Origin of the sequence: Chryseobacterium koreense CCUG 49689 (genome assembly GCF_001045435.1) — a bacterium.
Lineage (GTDB): Bacteria > Bacteroidota > Bacteroidia > Flavobacteriales > Weeksellaceae > Kaistella > Kaistella koreensis.
On record NZ_LFNG01000005.1, the window covers coordinates 75,851 to 94,503 of the forward strand.

Here is an 18,653-nt window from a genome sequence, read left to right on the forward strand (position 1 = left end):
CCGTCTGATTAACTTTTTCAATTCAAGTTTAAAAGCGATTGAAATTCAGCCATTTGGAAAACCAAATACATCATTCCCACATTCCGATTTTCAATTAAAATATTTGTGCTTTCATGCCATAGAATTTCTGAACTTTTCGTCATTATCCTTCTGAAAACCGCATTTTTTTCTTAATTTCGTGTATTAATTGGATTCTTAGATGGTTTATGACATAGAGCAGGAAAACAAGGAAATTCTAGCAAGATACAAAGATTTGATTTCCAACACGTATCGAACTTTGGATGAGGAGCAGAACAAACTCATCCGAAAAGCGTTTGATATTGCGTTGGACGCACACAAAGATCAGCGCAGGAAATCCGGCGAACCTTATATTTACCACCCGATCGAAGTCGCCAAAATCGTTGCCAACGAAATCGGTTTGGGTGCAACTTCGATTGCATGTGCACTTTTGCATGATGTGGTGGAAGATTCCGATTACACCTACGAAGACATATACAAGATTTTTGGAAAAAAGATTGCCGATATTGTGAACGGACTGACCAAGATTTCGGTGATGAACCACCAAAACATCTCGGTGCAATCTGAAAATTACCGCAAACTTTTGCTCACGCTTTCCGAGGATTTCCGGGTGATTTTAATTAAAATTGCGGACCGGCTCCACAATATGCGCACGCTGGAAAATATGCGGCCGGACAAGCAAAAGAAAATCGCATCCGAAACCGTCTATATCTACGCGCCACTCGCCCACAGATTGGGACTTTATAACATCAAATCTGAATTGGAGGACCTTTCCCTGAAATTCAACAATCCCGATGTGTACTTCGATATTGCGGAAAAATTGGAACTTGCCAAAGAAAGCCGTGAAAAATACATAGAGGAATTCAAAAAAGAAGTTTCTGAACAGCTGCTGGAAGAAGGACTGAATTTCACCATCAAAGGGCGCGCAAAAGCCATTTCCTCAATTTACCGGAAAATGCTGAAACAGGGCGTGACTTTCGACGAGGTTTTTGACAATTACGCCATCCGGATCATCTACAAATCAGATGCTAAAAATGAAAAATTCCTGGCCTGGAAAATCTATTCCATCGTCACAGACCTTTACCACAGCAATCCGCAACGAATGCGCGACTGGATTTCCCAGCCCAGATCTACCGGTTATGAAAGTCTCCATTTAACGATTTTGGGTCCAGATAAAAAATGGATCGAAGTGCAAATACGTTCCGAAAGAATGGACGACATTGCAGAAAAAGGCGTGGCAGCGCATTACAAATACAAAGAAGGATTCCGCAACAGTCCCGACGAGAAGAATTTTGAAAGATGGGTGACCGAAATCCGTGAAGCCCTGGAAAGTCAGCAATCACTTTCCACGACAGATTTTCTTGACAACATTAAGCTCAACCTCTATTCCAAAGAAGTTTTCGTCTTTACGCCGAAAGGCGAAATAAAAATACTTCCTGTAGGTTCCACCGCACTGGATTTTGCTTTTTCTGTGCACTCCGATCTGGGCACCAAATGTTTGGGTGCAAAAGTAAACGGGAAGTTGGTGCCGATTTCCTATGTGCTCCAAAATGGCGATCAGGTAGATATCCTCTCTTCCCAAAACCAAAAACCGAAAGCTGACTGGCTGGAATTCGTGGTCACTTCCAAAGCAAAAACCAAGATTAAAGCCATCCTGAATTCTGAAAAAAACCAGTTGGTAGAGGAAGGGAAAGAAATTCTGCAGAGAAAAATGCGCCACGCAAAACTGAACTATGTGGATGAGGAAATCAACAAAATGCAGAAATTTTTCGGGTTGAAAACTTCCCAGGAAATGTTCCTGAAATTCCAAAACGGGACCCTGGACACGAGCGACATTAAGAAATATACCGAAGGAAAAGGGATTTTCAGCAATATTCTTCAGCGTTTCCGAAAATCACCAACGAAGAGTGAATTTCTTGCCGATTCACCTGACACCAATCTGGACCTGATTGTTTTCGGTAAAGACGAGCAGAAAATGAACTACAGCTTCGCAAAATGCTGCACTGTAATTCCGGGTGACAAAATTTTTGGATTCATCACGATTTCCGAAGGAATCAAAGTTCACAATGACAATTGCCCGAATGCGATCAATCTTCGTGCCCAATATGATTACCGCGTTTTGCCTGCGAAATGGGTGAATGAGGAAAGTTTCAAAAACAGGATACAGATCGAGATTGAAGGTTTGGACCGAATGGGAATGATCAACGACATCACCGCCGTGATCAGCAACAACATGAGTATGGATATGAAAAGCATGTCGATTGAATCCAACAATGGAATATTCCTGGGAACCATAACTCTGGAGGTGAAAAACAAAAGCCAATTGGAGGAAACTTTTAAGCAGCTCAAGAACATTAACGGCGTTTCCCGCGTGAAAAGACTTTAGATCCTGTTTTTCCTTTTAAAATCAGGATTTTTAATCATCATCTTCAGAAGGAAAATTCACCACGTAGAACATCCAAAACCTCATCCATCCAATTCAATTAATTCACTATAAAATAAAAACATTGAACATCAGCAGCTATTTCAAAAAATTTCTACACAGTTCGCAGTCCTCTGGGATTATCCTCATTCTTTGCGTCGCTATTTCTTTACTGATTGCCAATTCTTCGCTCGGCGAATCCTATCAAAATTTACTCGACAAAAAGATCGGCACCGATTTGTTTCATTTGAAATATCCTTTGTCCATTTGGATCAATGACGGTTTGATGGCGATTTTCTTTTTGCTTGTCGGTTTAGAAATCAAGCGGGAAATGGTGGAAGGTGAGCTTTCTAATTTCAAAAGTGCGTCACTTCCCATAGTTGCCGCTCTGGGTGGTATGGTAGTTCCTGCTTTGATCTATTTCCTTTTCAATCATGGGACAGATGATGCGAAAGGTTGGGCAATTCCCATGGCGACGGATATTGCGTTTTCTTTGGCCATTATTTCAATGTTGGGAAAAAGGGTTCCGCTTTCTGTGAAAATATTTTTGGCGGCACTTGCAATCGTGGACGATTTGGGGGCGATTTTGGTGATCGCGCTTTTCTATACCGATCAGATTCACTGGGATTATCTGGGATTATCGGCGTTAATGGTTGCCATTTTAATCGGCTTTAATTTCTTTAAATTCAAAAAACATATTTTCTATATCATTCCGGGGCTTTTCCTGTGGTATTTCATGCATCATTCCGGGATTCACGCTACAATTGCGGGAGTTTTACTGGCTTTCACCATCCCTACGAATATTTCCACTACCGAAATTTCGCCACTTGAAAAACTGGAACAGCAACTGCATCTTCCGGTGAATTTTTTGATCATGCCGATTTTTGCCTTAGCCAATACCAATATCACCTTTAAGGATGGAATGGTGGACGGACTTTTCACCAATTTGGGCTTCGGAATTATTCTGGGGTTGTTTTTAGGAAAAGTGATAGGAATCAATTTGTTTTCCTGGATATTTATTAAATTAAAAATCAGTTCATTACCAGATAACAGTTCTTGGAATCAAATGATCGGAGCCGGACTTCTGGCGGGAATTGGATTTACGATGTCCATATTCATCGCATTGCTTTCCTTCCGAGGTCAGCAGGAAATTCAGGATGCGGCAAAATTTGCAATCCTGGTCGCATCTGTAATTTCGGGATTTGCGGGATATTCGCTTTTGAGATATGTATCGAAAAAGCAGAAGCAAAAATGAACTCGGCTTACATATTTTAGGCGGATTATTCTTGCATTTTTATGGAGTGTGATTGTGCGGTTCTTCTAAATCCGTTAAAAATTCAGCATTAAACTGATCTACACCCGCCCCAATTTCCTCCGCCATCATTTTTTCTACCCGGACTTTTTTGATGGCAATATTTAATTCATTCCCTAAAAGAATCAGGATAATATTGATATTCACCCAAACCATTACCAGAATAATGGAGCCAATCGATCCGTAAAGCACATTGTATTTGGCAAAATCCTGCACATAGATCGCGAAGAAATAAGTGACCAGCATAAACAGAACCGTAGTTAAAATCGCTCCAGGAAGCGCCTGTTTGAACGTGGTGATTTTCAGGCAGCCCACCCAATAAAACAAGGCCAACAGAATCAGATAAAAAATTGGAAATGAGATAAACCCGATGATCCTCGACATATTTTTGACCAACCAGGAAATGTTGATTTCAGGGGTGAACAGTTTTAAGACCACCTCGCTGTAATAAACCCCCAAAAGTGAGGCGATGATCAAAACCACAAAAGCAATGGTAATGCCGAAAGCCACAAGATATTCTTTCACCACTCCCCTTTGCAGATTGGTATTGAGGTTGAATCCATTGATCAGCGAATGGGTCCCGTTAATTGCGAAAACCATCGCAAAAACAATGGTGAGATTGCTGATGTTTTTCATATTCGGGATGATGAAATTGTTGATGTAGCCGGAAACGTCTTTCTGGATATGCGCCGGGAAAATATTAGGCATCAAAATCTCGAAAATATAAAACTGAAGTTTGTCGTAATGGGGCAAAAGAGGCAAAAGCGAGAGCAGGAACAGGATAAAGGGAAATAAGCTCAGAAAGAAACTCCATGAAATACTCGCGGCCATTCTTCCAATCTGCATTTTGAAAACTCCTTTTCCATAAACCTCAAACATTTTCCATAATGAAATCCCCAAAAAAGGGATATGGATTTGATCAAGGAAATTGCGAAACTTAATCAGGAATTGTGGAGTTTTTATGCCCATTCATCTATATTTGCAAAACAAAGATAAGAAATGAGAATCAATTTGATCTGCATCGGAAAGACGGATGACAAGGAAATTTCGGGCCTAATTAAATATTACCAAAACCGTCTCCCCAAACATTGGAACTTCGAAATCACCGAAATTCCCGATGTGAAGAATGCGAAAAATCTCTCCGCCGAACTCCTGAAAAAAGAAGAGGGAAAACTTTTTCTCAATCATACAGAAAACTCAGATTACATCATCCTTCTCGACGAAAAGGGAAAACAGTTTAGCAGCAGAGAATTTGCGGCAAAAATTGACGGCTGGATGAATTCTTCTTTCAAAAAAATCTCTTTCTTCATCGGTGGTGCCTACGGATTTTCCGACGAAATCTATCAAAGAGCAAATGAGAAAATGTCTTTGTCTAAAATGACTTTCACCCACCAAATGATCCGCTTATTCTTTGTGGAACAAATTTATCGTGCAGATCAGATCCTTCAGGGAAAACCTTATCATAATGACTAAAAGCGCCAAGTAAATAGGTTCTGGAGCCATGGAGAATGGGATCTTATTTGAAATTCTTCGATTTCCGTGGAAAGTTGGATTGAATTTTCAAAATTTATAGGATCTTCCATCATCAGTCTCCACGCTTTTCCTTATTTTTGAATAATGGATTTATCTTTACGAACGGTCACGGTGATGCGATACATCCTGCCTTTGCGAGAAGGCGGAAGTTTGCCGGCTTTGGCAGAAGCGGATGACGACTTTAAATATGTGCTGAAATTCCGTGGCGGCGGACATGGCGTGAAAATGCTGATTTCCGAATTATTGGGCGGGAAAATTGCCCAGGCTTTAGGCTTACAAATTCCCGAACTGGTTTTCGCCAATCTGGATGTGGATTTTGGCAGAACTGAAGCCGACGAAGAAATCCAGGATTTGCTGAAATTTTCGGAAGGACTGAATTTGGGACTTCATTTCCTTTCAGGAGCCATTGCCTATGATCCATCGGTAAAAACCGATCCGCTTCTGGCTTCCAAAATTGTGTGGCTTGATGCTTTCATCACCAATATCGACCGGACTTTCAAGAATACAAATCTGTTGATGTGGCACAAAGAATTGTGGGTGATCGACAACGGCGCTTCCTTTTATTTCCACCATTCCTGGGAAAATTTTGAGAAACATGCTTTAAGCCCATTTGCCTACATCAAAGAACACGTGCTTTTGAAGCAAGCCACCATGCTTGATGAAGCGGATATTTTTGCGAAAACGCTTCTGAATGAACAAATTTTCAGGGAAATTGTGGAACTTATTCCTTTGGAATGGCTCGACTGGAAAGACACCGAAATGACTCCCGAAGAAATCAAAGAAGTTTATTTCAACTTCATGAAGACGCGACTGGAAAATTCGATAAACTTTGTAAACGAAGCAAAACATGCAAGAGGTTAAAATCTACGAATACGCAGTAATACGGCTCGTTCCGAAAGTTGAAAGGGAAGAATTTTTCAACATCGGGCTCGTTATGTTTTCCAAGAAGGCGAAATATATTAGGGCTGAATTTCACCTTTGTCCGGACAAATTTGCCTTAATGCATTCCAAGCTCGATTACGAAGATGTGCAGCATAATCTGGATAATTTCAAAGCGGTTGCCAACGGTGAAAAATCCGGCGGAGAAATCGCCCTTCTCGATATTCCGGAAAGGTTCCGATGGCTGACTGCAGTGCGGAGTTCCGTGGTTCAAACTTCGAGACCGCATCCCGGAAAAACGGTTGATCTGGATGCGACTTTTGAAAGGTTGTTTGAGGAGCTGGTGAGATAAATGCTCTTTTATCTACTTAAAACCCAAGCAAATCCTGGAAATCACGAGCAAACCATTCCCTAGATTTTCGTCAGTTTCGCAAACTTCAAAATCAGATTCTTTTCGCCTTCATGCTGGAAAACCACTTTTGCCTTAATGTTTTTCGGGTCGGTTCCATCCAAAAAGGTTACTTCACCGATTCCGAAACGGTCATGCCGAACTTTGTCGCCCACTTCGATGTCTTCAGAACTTTGCCCGCTCGGATTGATGATTTTCGCGGTGGAAATAGGTTTTAGGTTTTTCGGCAGCGATTGAGGTTCCGGATTTTCGGCTCTGCTCAACTTTTTCTTCGGATCCTGTTTTTTGAAGAATCTCGGTTCACTTGGAGCATCGTCGAAAATATTGGATTTCAAACCGGAATGGTTCACAAATCGGCTCTCGATCGCAGGATTGATGAATTCGATAAATTGGGTATCCACCTCACTTAAAAATCTTGAAGGTTCTGCATCCGTAATTTTTCCCCACTGAAATCGGGAAACTGCGTAAGTGAAATACACCTGCTTTTCAGCTCTGGTTAAGGCAACATAGAATAACCTTCTTTCCTCTTCCAATTCTTCACGGGTGGAAGAACTCATAAAACTCGGGAACAGATTCTCCTCCAATCCCACCAAATGCACGATCGGAAACTCCAATCCTTTTGAAAGGTGAATCGTCATCAGCGAAACTTTGTCCGTTCCGTCGTCTTCCTTGTCTTTTTGAGTATCTGCCGAAAGTGCGATGTTTTCTAAGAAATTTGACAAACTTGGATTTCCGTCTTCCAACTGTTGTTGCTCCTCGATGAAACCCTGCATGGAGTTCAGCAATTCCTGCACATTTTCCACACGGGAAATTCCTTCTGGAGTTTGGTCGTCTTTCAAAAACTTGATTAAGCCGCTTCTTTTGGCCACTTCCATCGCAATATTGTACACATTTTCAGTTTTCAATAAAACCTGAAATGCCTTAATCATTGACCAAAAATCCGAGAGCTTAGTTAAAACTCCATTATTCAATCCTAATTGTGGTGCATAAAACCCAAGATTATCTAAAACTTGCGATACGGAAATATTCTGTGAATCAGCAAAAACAATCAGTTTATTCTGGGTGGTTTCGCCAATTCCGCGTGCGGGATAATTGATGACTCTGAACAAAGCCTCGCTGTCATTTTCATTGACCAAAAGCCGAAGATAACCAATTAAATCTTTCACCTCTTTCCTTTGGTAGAAAGACAATCCGCCGTAAACCCGGTAGGGAATATTCTTTTTCCGAAGTGCATCTTCAAAGGCGCGGGTTTGCGAATTGGTTCGGTACAAAATCGAAAAATCGCTGAATTTTCTTTGTTGGGAATGATGGAGTTCCCAAATATTTCCAGCTACAAAATTCGCCTCATCCGCATCGGAAAGTGCGCGGTAAACTTTGATTTTTTCGCCTTCCTCATTATCTGAAAAAACATTCTTCTTGAATTGCTGCACGTTTTTGGAGATCACCACATTCGCCGCATTCACGATGTTTTGGGTGGAGCGGTAATTCTGTTCCAGGGACACCGTTTTTGCGTCGGGATAATCTTTTTTAAAGTTCAGGATATTATAAATATTCGCACCTCGGAACGAGTAAATCGACTGTGCATCATCTCCCACCACACAGATATTTTCGAATTTGGAAGCCAAAGCTTTCACAATCAGGTATTGCGAATGATTGGTATCTTGGTACTCATCCACCAGAATATACCGGAAACGGTCCTGATATTTCGCCAAAACTTCTGGGAAGCGAGTTAGTAATTCATTGGTTTTCAACAACAAATCATCGAAATCCATTGCACCATTCTTGTAACATGCCTCCACATATTTCTGGTAGATCAAACCGATGTGTTTCATGTTCGTTCTTTCATCTGCCTCGATCAATTCAGGATTGTTGAAATAGGCCTTTACGGTGATCAGATTATTTTTGTAGGAAGAAATCCTTGCCTGCACTTTTTTCGGTTTGTATAAATCCGAATCGATATTGAGTTCTTTGATGACTTTCTTAATGACATTCAAAGAATCTTGGGAATCATAAATCGTAAAATTAGACGGGAATCCCAAATAATGCGCCTCGCTTCTCAGAATCCTTGCAAAAACCGAGTGGAATGTCCCCATCCAGAGTGACCTGGCTTCGCTCTCTCCCACTACTTTCGCGATACGCTCCTTCATTTCCTTCGCTGCTTTGTTGGTAAAAGTCAAAGCCAAAATATGGAAAGGATCCACGAGATTCGTAATCAAATGGGCGATCCGCATCGTGAGGACACGGGTTTTTCCCGAACCTGCACCGGCGAGAACCATCAGTGGTCCCTGCAGCGTAGTCACAGCTTCATATTGTGCTTCATTTAATCCTTTCAAATAATCTGTCATCGCAAAAATTTAACCCACAAATTTACGGAATTTTTGAGGATTCTAAATCCTGTTTTCAGTTCCGGGAAATCCGCAAAATACCAACATATTTAATCCTACCGGTAAATAAAATGATTCCCAAAATTGATTCAATAGAAAAAAATAATCAATTTGAAAAGTAGGAATCTTTAAGAATAATATTAGAAATACACGCTATTTTCCCTCTATTTTTATTGCTCACCAACATGTTTTTCAAAAAAATAACTTATATTTGCAAACTAAATTTTAGAACGAAAAATGAGCACAATATTTACGTTATTCATGGTTTTGATCATGATTTTGAGCATCCTTCTAGTCATTGTGATTATGGCGCAAAACCCAAAAGGAGGCGGACTTTCCGGAACTTTTGGCGGCGCTTCTCCGGCGCAATTCGGGGTACAGCGAACCAATGACTTCATGGAGAGAGCTACCTGGACTTTGGGAATCTCAATCGTTGTACTGATCTTTTTAAGTGTGGTTTTAACGGCTAAACCAAGCCAAATCATTCAACAAGCTCCGGCGAAAAAGGAAGCTCCAGCTCCGCAAACCGCTCCGGCTACAAATAATCCGGCTCCAGCTCCAGCGGGAAATTAGTCAGAATAACTTAACAACATATAAGAAGCGGTCGGGAATTTCCCAGGCCGTTTTTTTATGCAATTATTTTTGGATCATATTCCTCGATTGACGCTTTAATCATAAACCAATTGTGGTTCAACTTCAATTTCACCACGTACAAAATCAGCACTTTTTCCAGATACCGGCGATTCCTATTTATCCCAGCAATCACCGACAGAAACTCAGTCCTATCAAGTGAATTCTATTTTTTAACCATTCAGCGTAAACATGAAATTCCACCAGAATTTTTCTATCCGCCATGCTTTTAAGACAAAAAAAACAGCCCTGAAAAAGGCTGCATTAAATATATAATTTTCCTGATTATTCTGAATCCTTCTCTTCCTTTTTACCTCCAAAGAAAAACTTGATGATGATTGGAGCCGTAGTAATGACCACGATGACCAAAATAATCATTTCTAAATGTGATTTCAAATCAATACCAAACTGGTCGATGAAGAGTTTGTCCAAATAATGCCCCGCAAAAACCAGGATAAACGACCACAAAACCGCACCAACCACATTATCTACAAAAAATTCCTTTTTGTCCATTTTCACGATTCCTGCCACGATGGGCGTAAAAGTTCTCACAATTGGCAAGAACCTGGCCATGATTACCGCTAACCGACCGTGTTGCTCAAAGAAGTCATGCGCCTGGAAAAGGTATTTCTTTTTGAACAAAAAAGTATCTTCCTTTTTGTAAAGGGCAGGTCCAGCTTTGTAACCAAACCAATAGCCAACTTCATTTCCAATGATTGCAGCAATCGAAATCGCCGTGGCTAAGATGGTGGTATCCAGCAAATCGCTTCCGGTACCTCCGAAAGTTTCCTTCATTATTTCTACCGCATAAATCCCCGATACAAAAAGCAGACTGTCACCGGGAAGAAAAAATCCCACAAACAGCCCGGTTTCCGCGAAGATAATAAATAAGATGAGCCAAAAACCGCCCATCTTAATGTAAAATTCAGGATTTAGCAAATCCTTCCAACTTTCAAAATGATCCATATTTGCAAAGATAATGAAACGCCGTTTTCACGGAGAATAAGATTTTGTTAAAGTTTCGTAAAGTTTTCGGTTCACAGGTCGAAATCATCATCTGAAACAGCGGTTCCGTCCGCCATTAAGAATGCTTTCAGAAATGGAGTCAAATTACCGTTCATTACACCCTCCACATCTGAAGTCTCATAACCGGATCGGACATCTTTCACCAGTTTGTATGGATGCATCACATAATTCCTTATTTGGCTTCCCCATTCAATTTTCATTTTACCCGCTTCAATTTCATTTCTCGCCTTCATGCGCTCTTCCAATTCCATTTCGTAAAGACGGGAACGCAGTAGCTGCATCGCCTTTTCCTTGTTTTGAAGCTGCGAACGGCTTTCTGAGTTTTCGATGATGATTCCTGTGGGTGCGTGTCGAAGTCTTACCGCGGTTTCCACTTTGTTCACATTTTGTCCACCTGCACCGGAACTTCTCATGGTTTCAAAGGAAATATCCGCCGGATTAATATTGATCTCAATGGTATCGTCAACCAAAGGATACACATAAACCGATACAAAACTGGTATGGCGTTTCGCGTTGGAATCAAATGGGGAAATCCGCACCAATCGATGAACGCCGTTTTCGCCACGAAGATAGCCAAATGCGAACTCACCGTCGATTTCCAGAGTTACCGTTTTTACTCCGGCAACATCGCCTTCCTGAAAATTAAGTTCCCGGATTTTGTAGCCCTGATTTTCAGCCCACATCGTGTACATCCTCATCAACATCGATGCCCAGTCGCAGCTTTCGGTTCCTCCCGCTCCTGCCGTGATTTGCAGCACTGCAGATAGTTCATCTCCTTCATTGGAAAGCATATTCTTGAACTCCAGGTTTTCAATTTTTTCGATGAGCACCGGAAATGCTTCCTCCAATTCCCTCTCTGAATCAGCATCTTCTTTCGCAAAATCAATCAAAACCTGAATATCCTCAAATCTGGAAAAAATCTCCTCATAATCATCAACCCATTTTTTCTTGGAACGAAGCTGCTTCATGAAAACTTCAGCCTCCTTTGGATGATCCCAAAAATCGGGAGCAACAGTCTTTTCTTCATCGTTAATGATTTCGAGTTTCTTTTTCTCGATCTGCAAATATTTATAAAGTTCCCCGATTCGGGATTGCGCATCTTTAAGCTGGTCGCTGTTTATCATGTTGCAAAAATACTGATTTCTTGATTGTTTTAAATAAACATATTTTTGAACTTTTCATTTATTTCTTTGAAATCAAATGTGAATTTTCAATGGTTCCCAACGAAAATTCTTTGTAACGCACATCATAAGTCCCAAAAACCCGATCCCAAAAACTGGTGGTATTCCCGAAATTGCTTTTCCAGTTTTTGTAATGATGATACAGGTGATATTTTTGAATAAAGTGGAAATATCCACTTTTGAACGTTTTGTAATGTAAAAAATAGTGTACGTTTTCATAAAAGAAATAGTAGAAAATCAAGCCAAGGCAAAATGAAGAAGTCTGTGGAAGATCTTTAGTCAGCACGAAAACAATTCCAAAAAACACCAAAAACAAAGGATAGATGAGGAAAAAACCCGCGTTCAGAACATGGTGGTCGTCCATTTTCTGATGATGATAAATATGGAATGATTCCAAAAACCACCGCAAATTTTCATTGTTGAATTTCACATGGTAAACCCAGCGATGAAACACATATTCAAACAAAGACCAAGTGAAAAGTCCTAGCAGAAAACAGACGAAGTGCGCGGTACCCCACCCGAAATTTCTCAAGATAAAATAAACTAAAATCCCCACTATTGGCAATATTTTAAAAAATACTGACAAAGGGTTTTCACTTGCGAACCAACTCAATAATTTCGGATTCGTGGTCGCCATATTGTGCATCTTTTTTGTTTTCATAGCAGTGAATTTGGATTTTGAATCAAGTTTTTGAAGGTGGCAAGAAATGCTGAAAAATGTCTGCCATCCATAATTCTGTGGTCGAAAGTAAAGCCGAACTTAATCACTTTTCGGATTCTGATTTCGCCGTTTTCCACCCATGGAATCTCGCAGATTCTGCCGATTGAAATGACCATAGGAACTTTGGTGTATGGCGCGATCGGACAAAGTGCTTCCTGGATACCAAGACTTCCTACAGAAGTGAGCATCACGCTTCCAAAGGAGTTTTTCGGCATTTTGAAAATCGGTAAATTGATGTTGAGTCGGTATGCAAAAAACGAAAAAAGGCTCAAAACCATTTTAGTGAAAAACGATGGCAGAAATCCAATGATTTTTTTGGATTCCGAAAACTGATTTTTGCCCAGTTTGGCTAAGTTCAGTTTTTGCAGATATTCGTCGTTCAGTTTTCTAATGGACATATTTTGAGATTCCTCAAACAGAATTCCACTGAGATCATCCCGTCTCACATCCGATGAAACATGGAAAAAGACAGCAATATCATCTCGCCGGTAAATGTTGTGAAATCTTACCGTGGAATTGATTTCCGGATGAAGGTTTATGGACTTAGAACAGGCCTTAATTACAAATGTGTTTAAATTGATATTGAATTTCTGCGCAGCATAAAGCAGTTGATCTACCTCGATTTCCTCGAAACAATAACAGGAAGAATCACCGGTCGGTTTCCATGAAGCCAGAGAGATTTTTCGCCAGGGTGAAAGCTGGATCCGCCCACGATAATGAATATTTTGAAACATCATTGCTTAATTTTTCTGCAAAACTATTAGGACCGTTCACCATTAAAAATGATTGAAATCAAGATTATAAAAAAATGAACGCCCTTAATCATTATCTTTGGAAAAAGTAAAGTATGAACTTAAAAAACCTCAATTATCCATTAGATTTTAAATTCAAAATCACCACGCTTGCAAGCGATTTCAATATTACCGACCGGCACGGAAATGATGTCGGATATGTGCGGCAAAAAATGTTCAAACTGAAAGAGGACGTGATTGTTTTCAGCGATGAAAGCAAATCCCAGGAACTTTACAGAATCAGGGCGGATCGCTGGCTGGATTTTAATGCGAGTTATTCCATGACGGATATTTCCACTCAAAAATCCTTCGGAAGACTTGCCAGAAAAGGGATGCGCTCGATTTGGAAGTCGCGCTACAACATCATCGATGAGCACGAAACTCCGAGATTTCAGATCAATGAAGATAATGCCTGGATAAAAATCTGGGACAATCTTATCGGCGAAATCCCCATCATCGGGATGTTCACCGGATATTTCCTAAATCCGTCTTATACGGTGAAAGATTCGGCAGGAAAGGAATATTTTAGGCTTAAAAAAATGCCTTCGCTTATTGGAAGAAGATTCCAACTCGACCGCTTGATCGACATTGATGATGAAGACGAAGCGCTCGTCATTTTATCTTTCCTGATGATGGTTCTTTTGGAAAGAGCAAGAGGTTAGAAAACCATTTTAGCAAAAATCGGTGCTTCCATTTTTTGGAGGCACTTTTTATTCGTAAATTTGAGCTAAATAAAATTTTATGGACCTCACACAATTAGAACCCCAACTGATCTGGAAAAATTTTGCCGCACTGAATTCGGTTCCGAGACCCTCCAAAAAAGAAGGGAAAGTTATTGAATTCATTAAGAATTTCGGTGAAAATCTCGGCCTTGAAACCAGAGTTGACGAAGTTGGAAACGTGATCATCAAAAAACCTGCAACACCCGGAATGGAAAACAGAAAATCCATCGTGCTGCAGTCTCACCTCGATATGGTTTGTCAAAAAAACAGCGATGTGAATTTTGACTTTGAAACCCAGGGAATCCAAATGGAAGTGGACGGCGATTGGGTAAAGGCGAAAGGAACCACTTTGGGAGCGGACAATGGAATTGGTGTTGCCTCCATCATGTCGGTTTTGGAAAGTCATGACATTCCACATCCGGCTCTGGAAGCACTTTTCACCATTGATGAAGAAACCGGAATGACCGGCGCGATGGGACTAAAACCTGGCGAACTTCATGGCGAAATCCTATTAAACCTCGATACAGAAGAAGACGACGAAATCGATATCGGTTGTGCAGGAGGAATTGACGTGACTGCGACCCAAAAATATCCATTGGAAGATGTGAAAGGAATGACCGTGAAAATCGAAATCAAAGGTTTGCAGGGAGGACATTCCGGAATGGACATCCACAAAGGTTTCGGAAATGCGAATGTGATTTTGGGGAGACTGCTTTTCACCGGGGTTTACAACCAAAATATGCAACTGATTTCCATCGACGGAGGCGGATTACGAAATGCTATTCCAAGGGAAGCCAACGCAGTGTTGTCCGTAAGAAATTCGGTAGAATTCATCGAGAATGCCAGCAATTTGAAAGCGTCTATTTTGGAAGAATTTGCAACTATTGAAAAAGATTTGCAAATCCATATCGAAACCTTTTCCACGGATGAAAAAGCGATTTCGGAGGAAGATTCGAAAAACATTATTTTGGCTTTAAAATCTGCGCACAACGGAGTTTACAGAATGTCGCCCGATGTAGCCGATTTGGTGGAAACCTCCAATAACGTTGCGAGAGTTGAATTGCAACAAGGCGAACTGAAGATCATGAATCTTTCCCGTTCATCCGTAGAATCCACCAAATTTGCGGTTGCTGAGCAATTGAAATCAGTTTTCGAACTGGCCGGAATGAAAGTTGAATTCAGCGGTTCCTATCCCGGCTGGAAACCGAGACCGGGTTCGGAAATTGTGCAGTTGATGGAAAAGATTTATGAAAAAGATTTCGGCTCAAAACCTCATGTAGTCGCTTGTCATGCAGGATTGGAATGTGGAATTATCGGAGCGAATTATCCGGAAATGGAAATGGTGAGTTTCGGACCTACCATTCGTGGTGCACATTCACCGGACGAGAAAGCAAGCATTCCGTCTGTTCAGAAGTTTTGGGCATTCTTGAAGGAGATCCTTTCAGAGATTCCAGTGAAAAATTAATAATGAAGAATTAATAATGAAAATGAGCGGCTTTATTTCGCTCATTTTTATTTATAAAATTGAAGCAATGGATACACAAGATTTACTTTCAATTTTAAGGATGCGTTTCGAGAAGCATAAAACCCGCCATCCAAACCTAAACTGGGAAGAAGTTTTGAAAAAACTCGAAGCCAGTCCCGACAAATTATCTTCCCTGCAAAAAATGGAGGAAACCGGCGGCGAACCGGATGTGGTGGATTTCGACAAAAAAACGGGTGAATACATTTTCTTTGATTGTTCGCCAGAAAGCCCGAAAGAAAGACGAAGTTGGTGCTACGACAAAGAAGCACTGGACAAAAGAAAGGAAAACAAACCGAAAGACAACGTGATGGATGTTGCAAAATCGATAGGAATTGAAATTTTGAGCGAAGCCGATTACCGGTTCCTCCAAACTTTAGGCGAGTTTGACCAAAAGACTTCGAGTTGGCTGCAAACTCCGGAAAACATCAGGAAACTGGGGGGCGCAATTTTTGGAGATTTCCGCTATGGGACGGTTTTCATCTATCACAACGGCGCTGATTCTTATTATGCAGCAAGAGGTTTTCGGGGGAAGTTGAGGATTTAATCTTGTTTGAGATTTGAAATCTTAAAAGGAGGTGCATTCCCCTTCTTAGAAAATTCAGCCTTCCTTCACTCCCATAAATTCGCAGCGAACCATCCCGATTCGGAAACGCCGAGAGCGATTGTTTCTTTTGACTTATACTTGTTTCTTACTTAAGGATACGGGGCAATCTCCACCTCCAAACCGTCAATTTCAGGAGTGATGGCGATTTGGCAACCTAAGCGGGAATTGTCCTGGACGTGGAATGCCTCGCTCAGCATCGCGTCTTCTTCTGCGCCCATTTCGGTGAGTTTTTCGTCGCCCGTTTTGATGTAAACCTGACAAGATGCACACATCGCCATTCCGCCACAAACGCCTATGGTTCCTTCTTCCGCCAATTCATAGGAACGGATGACTTCCATTAAATTCATGGACATGTCGGTGGGTGCCACAACTTGGTGGGTTTCACCATTTCGGTCGGTTATTTTCAGGGTGATATCTAAAGACATAATTTCTTTTTGCAATCGGCAATCGGCGAAAAGCCAATCGCCACTTAATCGATTTTCATTACCACAGCTTTTTCGGCTTCTTTTCTGCTTCCGTCGAAACCGTCAACTCCGCTCACGGTGGTGTATTTCAGGACGTATTTTTTTCCGGGGTTCAGCATGTTGTACACACTTTGACACATCAAAGTTGCCTCATGGAAACCGCACAAAATCAGCTTCAATTTTCCTGGATAGGTATTCACGTCGCCAATCGCGTAAACTCCAGGAATATTCGTCTGATAATCCAAAGCGTTATTTACTACGATCGCATTTTTTTCAATTTCCAGTCCCCAGTTTGCGATGTCGCCTAACTTTGGAGTCAGTCCGAAAAGTGGAATAAAATAGTCCGTTTCCAAATCGAAAACTTCACCTTCTTTGTCAACGGTGATTGCGGAAAGTCTTTCCTCCCCTTTCAAACCTGTCACTTCTGCCGGTGTGATCAAATTGATTTTTCCCTGGTGTTTCAGTTCTTTCACTTTCTCCACAGAATCCAGTGCGCCTCGGAATTCGTTTCTTCGGTGGATCAAAGTCACTTCATCGGCTATATTCGCCAAGAAAATACTCCAATCCAGTGCGGAATCTCCTCCACCTGCGATTACCACTTTCTTTCCACGGAAATGTTCCGGCTCTTTAATGAAATATTCCACACCATTTTCTTCAAAATCTGCCAAATTTTCCAGTGCGGGTTTTCTCGGTTCAAAAGTCCCCAAACCGCCTGCAATTGCGACCGCTTTCGCGTGGTGAACGGTTCCTTTATTGGTAATGACTTCAAAAGTTCCGTCTTCCAATTTGGTCAAAGTCTGCGCGGTTTCTCCCAAGGTAAATCCCGGTTGAAACTGCTTGATCTGCTCCATTAAATTATCTACCAATTCTCCTGCATTGATCGATGGGTATCCCGGAATATCGAAAATTGGTTTTTTGGGGTAAAGTTCCGTCAGTTGTCCTCCAGGTTGCGGAAGCGCGTCGATCAGGTGGCATTTCATTTTGAGCAAACCTGCCTCAAAAACTGCGAAAAGTCCGGTTGGTCCTGCTCCAATGATCAATATATCAGTGGTTATCATTTATAGATCTTTTGAAAAATTTAGAATTGCAAATTTAAGAAAAATAAAGGAACAGCGGCGTGCATAGCATAAAGAATTCCGATACGTGTGATCTATCAAACCGATGTTTTATATTTGTGGCAAATTTTTTGCAAAACATGAACCATGAAAAAAATTTTTAGTTTATTGACGGTGCTTTTGTTTGCATTGGGATTCTCCCAGAAACTCAGCAATATCCAGTCCGGTGAAGAATTGAATTACCGGATTCATTACGGAATCCTGAATGCGGGAACCGCATCTTTGACCGCTTTGCAGACCACTTACAAAGGACAGCCTCACTTTTATGTAAAAGGTTATGGGAGGAGCACCGGTGCAGTTCGGGCTTTTTTTAAGGTTGATGATATTTATGAAAGTTTCATCAACATCAACACGGGATTGCCCAGTTTTTATGTGAGAAATGTACGTGAAGGCGGTTATACCCAACATCTGGAAACGGTTTTTAACCATAATAATCAAACGTTGATTTTAACAGACAAAGAGACGAACAGCATCAGAAATCTCAATTCTGTGAAAGGTGTTCAGGATATGCTTTCTGCGTTTTATTACCTAAGAAGTTTAGACAGCCTGGATTTGAAGGTAGGAAGTGTAAGAAAACTCAATGTTTGGATTGATGACGAGATGTTCCCTTTCCAATTAAGAGTGGCGGGAGTAGAAAATGTGAAAACCAAATTCGGCCATATCAATTGTCTGAAAATTGTTCCGCAAGTTATCAGCGGGCGGGTTTTCAAAGACAAGGAAGGCGTGACTTTATGGGTGACGAACGATAGAAATTACGTTCCGGTGCTGGTTCAGGCGCAATTGGCAGTTGGTTCATTAAAGGCAAGCATCGATTCCTACAAAAACGTGAAATATCCGCTTAATTTTTTCTGATATTCCTTTAGTTAATGCTATACCAAATCGGCTTCGGTCGATTTTTTTTATGGCCGGATGTAACA

18 protein-coding genes are annotated in these 18,653 nt (G+C 41.0%); 10 read left to right on the plus strand and 8 right to left on the minus strand.

What is annotated here, in order from left to right:
• The first annotated feature begins 199 nt into the window (after positions 1 to 199).
• Together ACM44_RS04545 and nhaA are read left to right on the plus strand one after the other, a co-directional pair.
• Positions 200 to 2,404: a RelA/SpoT family protein gene (locus ACM44_RS04545; protein WP_048498876.1), complete on the plus strand. Its 2,205-nt coding sequence runs from the start codon at positions 200 to 202 to the stop codon at positions 2,402 to 2,404.
• Positions 2,405 to 2,525: 121 nt separating this feature from the next.
• Complete coding sequence (gene nhaA, locus ACM44_RS04550) at positions 2,526 to 3,695, plus strand: Na+/H+ antiporter NhaA (RefSeq protein ID WP_048498877.1); 1,170 nt, start codon at positions 2,526 to 2,528, stop codon at positions 3,693 to 3,695.
• A gap of 39 nt (positions 3,696 to 3,734) precedes the next feature.
• Here the strand turns inward: nhaA and ACM44_RS04555 are convergent, their stop codons facing one another.
• Complete coding sequence (locus ACM44_RS04555; protein WP_048498878.1) at positions 3,735 to 4,721, minus strand: YihY/virulence factor BrkB family protein; 987 nt, start codon at positions 4,719 to 4,721, stop codon at positions 3,735 to 3,737.
• Positions 4,722 to 4,751: 30 nt separating this feature from the next.
• On the opposite strand from ACM44_RS04555, the gene rlmH reads away from it, so the two are divergent.
• From rlmH to ACM44_RS04570, 3 genes are all read left to right on the plus strand, one after another.
• Complete coding sequence (gene rlmH / locus ACM44_RS04560; protein ID WP_048498879.1) at positions 4,752 to 5,225, plus strand: 23S rRNA (pseudouridine(1915)-N(3))-methyltransferase RlmH; 474 nt, start codon at positions 4,752 to 4,754, stop codon at positions 5,223 to 5,225.
• A gap of 144 nt (positions 5,226 to 5,369) precedes the next feature.
• Positions 5,370 to 6,146, plus strand: a complete 777-nt coding sequence (locus tag ACM44_RS04565; RefSeq protein WP_048498880.1) for a HipA family kinase — start codon at positions 5,370 to 5,372, stop codon at positions 6,144 to 6,146.
• On the plus strand, positions 6,133 to 6,516 hold the full coding sequence (locus ACM44_RS04570; RefSeq protein WP_048498881.1) for a DUF3037 domain-containing protein: 384 nt from the start codon (positions 6,133 to 6,135) through the stop codon (positions 6,514 to 6,516). Before ACM44_RS04565 ends, ACM44_RS04570 begins: the two co-directional genes overlap by 14 nt.
• A gap of 59 nt (positions 6,517 to 6,575) precedes the next feature.
• On the opposite strand, the gene ACM44_RS04575 is transcribed toward ACM44_RS04570, so the two are convergent.
• Positions 6,576 to 8,918: an ATP-dependent helicase gene (locus ACM44_RS04575; RefSeq protein ID WP_048498882.1), complete on the minus strand. Its 2,343-nt coding sequence runs from the start codon at positions 8,916 to 8,918 to the stop codon at positions 6,576 to 6,578.
• A gap of 276 nt (positions 8,919 to 9,194) precedes the next feature.
• Here ACM44_RS04575 and secG point away from each other — a divergent pair, with 276 nt between their 5' ends.
• Complete coding sequence (gene secG, locus ACM44_RS04580; RefSeq protein ID WP_048498883.1) at positions 9,195 to 9,530, plus strand: preprotein translocase subunit SecG; 336 nt, start codon at positions 9,195 to 9,197, stop codon at positions 9,528 to 9,530.
• 342 nt (positions 9,531 to 9,872) lie between these two features.
• Here the strand turns inward: secG and ACM44_RS04585 are convergent, their stop codons facing one another.
• From ACM44_RS04585 to ACM44_RS04600, 4 genes are all read right to left on the minus strand, one after another.
• A complete protein-coding gene (locus ACM44_RS04585) occupies positions 9,873 to 10,553 on the minus strand; it encodes a DedA family protein (RefSeq protein ID WP_048498884.1) in 681 nt (226 codons plus the stop codon).
• Between the two features lie 71 nt (positions 10,554 to 10,624).
• The gene (prfB, locus tag ACM44_RS04590; RefSeq protein ID WP_048498885.1) at positions 10,625 to 11,737 is read right to left on the minus strand and encodes a peptide chain release factor 2; all 1,113 of its coding nucleotides are present in this window, start codon (positions 11,735 to 11,737) and stop codon (positions 10,625 to 10,627) included.
• 58 nt (positions 11,738 to 11,795) lie between these two features.
• A complete protein-coding gene (locus ACM44_RS04595; protein ID WP_048498886.1) occupies positions 11,796 to 12,455 on the minus strand; it encodes a sterol desaturase family protein in 660 nt (219 codons plus the stop codon).
• A complete protein-coding gene (locus tag ACM44_RS04600; protein ID WP_083993647.1) occupies positions 12,452 to 13,252 on the minus strand; it encodes a 2-oxo acid dehydrogenase subunit E2 in 801 nt (266 codons plus the stop codon). The genes ACM44_RS04595 and ACM44_RS04600 overlap by 4 nt, the downstream gene beginning before the upstream one ends.
• Positions 13,253 to 13,362: 110 nt before the next feature.
• Here ACM44_RS04600 and ACM44_RS04605 point away from each other — a divergent pair, with 110 nt between their 5' ends.
• The 3 genes from ACM44_RS04605 to ACM44_RS04615 all read left to right on the plus strand — a co-directional run bounded on the left by ACM44_RS04605 (position 13,363) and on the right by ACM44_RS04615 (position 16,097).
• Entirely contained in the window at positions 13,363 to 13,968 is a 606-nt protein-coding gene (locus tag ACM44_RS04605; RefSeq protein WP_048498888.1) for an LURP-one-related/scramblase family protein, read from the plus strand.
• A 79-nt stretch (positions 13,969 to 14,047) separates the two neighbouring features.
• Positions 14,048 to 15,493, plus strand: a complete 1,446-nt coding sequence (locus tag ACM44_RS04610; protein WP_048498889.1) for an aminoacyl-histidine dipeptidase — start codon at positions 14,048 to 14,050, stop codon at positions 15,491 to 15,493.
• A gap of 67 nt (positions 15,494 to 15,560) precedes the next feature.
• Positions 15,561 to 16,097 carry a DUF4256 domain-containing protein gene (locus ACM44_RS04615; protein WP_048498923.1) on the plus strand — a complete coding sequence of 179 codons (537 nt, stop codon included), beginning with the start codon at positions 15,561 to 15,563 and terminating at the stop codon, positions 16,095 to 16,097.
• Positions 16,098 to 16,246: 149 nt separating this feature from the next.
• Here the strand turns inward: ACM44_RS04615 and ACM44_RS04620 are convergent, their stop codons facing one another.
• Both ACM44_RS04620 and ACM44_RS04625 read right to left on the minus strand, forming a co-directional pair.
• Positions 16,247 to 16,582 carry a 2Fe-2S iron-sulfur cluster-binding family protein gene (locus tag ACM44_RS04620; protein ID WP_048498890.1) on the minus strand — a complete coding sequence of 112 codons (336 nt, stop codon included), beginning with the start codon at positions 16,580 to 16,582 and terminating at the stop codon, positions 16,247 to 16,249.
• A gap of 44 nt (positions 16,583 to 16,626) precedes the next feature.
• Positions 16,627 to 17,679 carry an NAD(P)/FAD-dependent oxidoreductase gene (locus ACM44_RS04625; RefSeq protein ID WP_048498891.1) on the minus strand — a complete coding sequence of 351 codons (1,053 nt, stop codon included), beginning with the start codon at positions 17,677 to 17,679 and terminating at the stop codon, positions 16,627 to 16,629.
• A gap of 144 nt (positions 17,680 to 17,823) precedes the next feature.
• On the opposite strand from ACM44_RS04625, the gene ACM44_RS04630 reads away from it, so the two are divergent.
• The gene (locus ACM44_RS04630) at positions 17,824 to 18,588 is read left to right on the plus strand and encodes a DUF3108 domain-containing protein (protein WP_048498892.1); all 765 of its coding nucleotides are present in this window, start codon (positions 17,824 to 17,826) and stop codon (positions 18,586 to 18,588) included.
• Positions 18,589 to 18,653 lie beyond the last annotated feature (65 nt).

Bases quoted from the DNA above. Each gene is read 5' to 3' on its own strand.
- ACM44_RS04545 (WP_048498876.1), top strand. From the start codon at position 200: ATGGTTTATGACATAGAGCAGGAAAACAAGGAAATTCTAGCAAGATAC.
- ACM44_RS04555 (WP_048498878.1), bottom strand. From the start codon at position 4,721: ATGGGCATAAAAACTCCACAATTCCTGATTAAGTTTCGCAATTTCCTT.
- rlmH (WP_048498879.1), top strand. From the start codon at position 4,752: ATGAGAATCAATTTGATCTGCATCGGAAAGACGGATGACAAGGAAATT.
- ACM44_RS04565 (WP_048498880.1), top strand. From the start codon at position 5,370: ATGGATTTATCTTTACGAACGGTCACGGTGATGCGATACATCCTGCCT.
- ACM44_RS04570 (WP_048498881.1), top strand. From the start codon at position 6,133: ATGCAAGAGGTTAAAATCTACGAATACGCAGTAATACGGCTCGTTCCG.
- ACM44_RS04575 (WP_048498882.1), bottom strand. From the start codon at position 8,918: ATGACAGATTATTTGAAAGGATTAAATGAAGCACAATATGAAGCTGTG.
- secG (WP_048498883.1), top strand. From the start codon at position 9,195: ATGAGCACAATATTTACGTTATTCATGGTTTTGATCATGATTTTGAGC.
- ACM44_RS04585 (WP_048498884.1), bottom strand. From the start codon at position 10,553: ATGGATCATTTTGAAAGTTGGAAGGATTTGCTAAATCCTGAATTTTAC.
- prfB (WP_048498885.1), bottom strand. From the start codon at position 11,737: ATGATAAACAGCGACCAGCTTAAAGATGCGCAATCCCGAATCGGGGAA.
- ACM44_RS04595 (WP_048498886.1), bottom strand. From the start codon at position 12,455: ATGAAAACAAAAAAGATGCACAATATGGCGACCACGAATCCGAAATTA.
- ACM44_RS04600 (WP_083993647.1), bottom strand. From the start codon at position 13,252: ATGATGTTTCAAAATATTCATTATCGTGGGCGGATCCAGCTTTCACCC.
- ACM44_RS04605 (WP_048498888.1), top strand. From the start codon at position 13,363: ATGAACTTAAAAAACCTCAATTATCCATTAGATTTTAAATTCAAAATC.
- ACM44_RS04610 (WP_048498889.1), top strand. From the start codon at position 14,048: ATGGACCTCACACAATTAGAACCCCAACTGATCTGGAAAAATTTTGCC.
- ACM44_RS04615 (WP_048498923.1), top strand. From the start codon at position 15,561: ATGGATACACAAGATTTACTTTCAATTTTAAGGATGCGTTTCGAGAAG.
- ACM44_RS04620 (WP_048498890.1), bottom strand. From the start codon at position 16,582: ATGTCTTTAGATATCACCCTGAAAATAACCGACCGAAATGGTGAAACC.
- ACM44_RS04625 (WP_048498891.1), bottom strand. From the start codon at position 17,679: ATGATAACCACTGATATATTGATCATTGGAGCAGGACCAACCGGACTT.
- ACM44_RS04630 (WP_048498892.1), top strand. From the start codon at position 17,824: ATGAAAAAAATTTTTAGTTTATTGACGGTGCTTTTGTTTGCATTGGGA.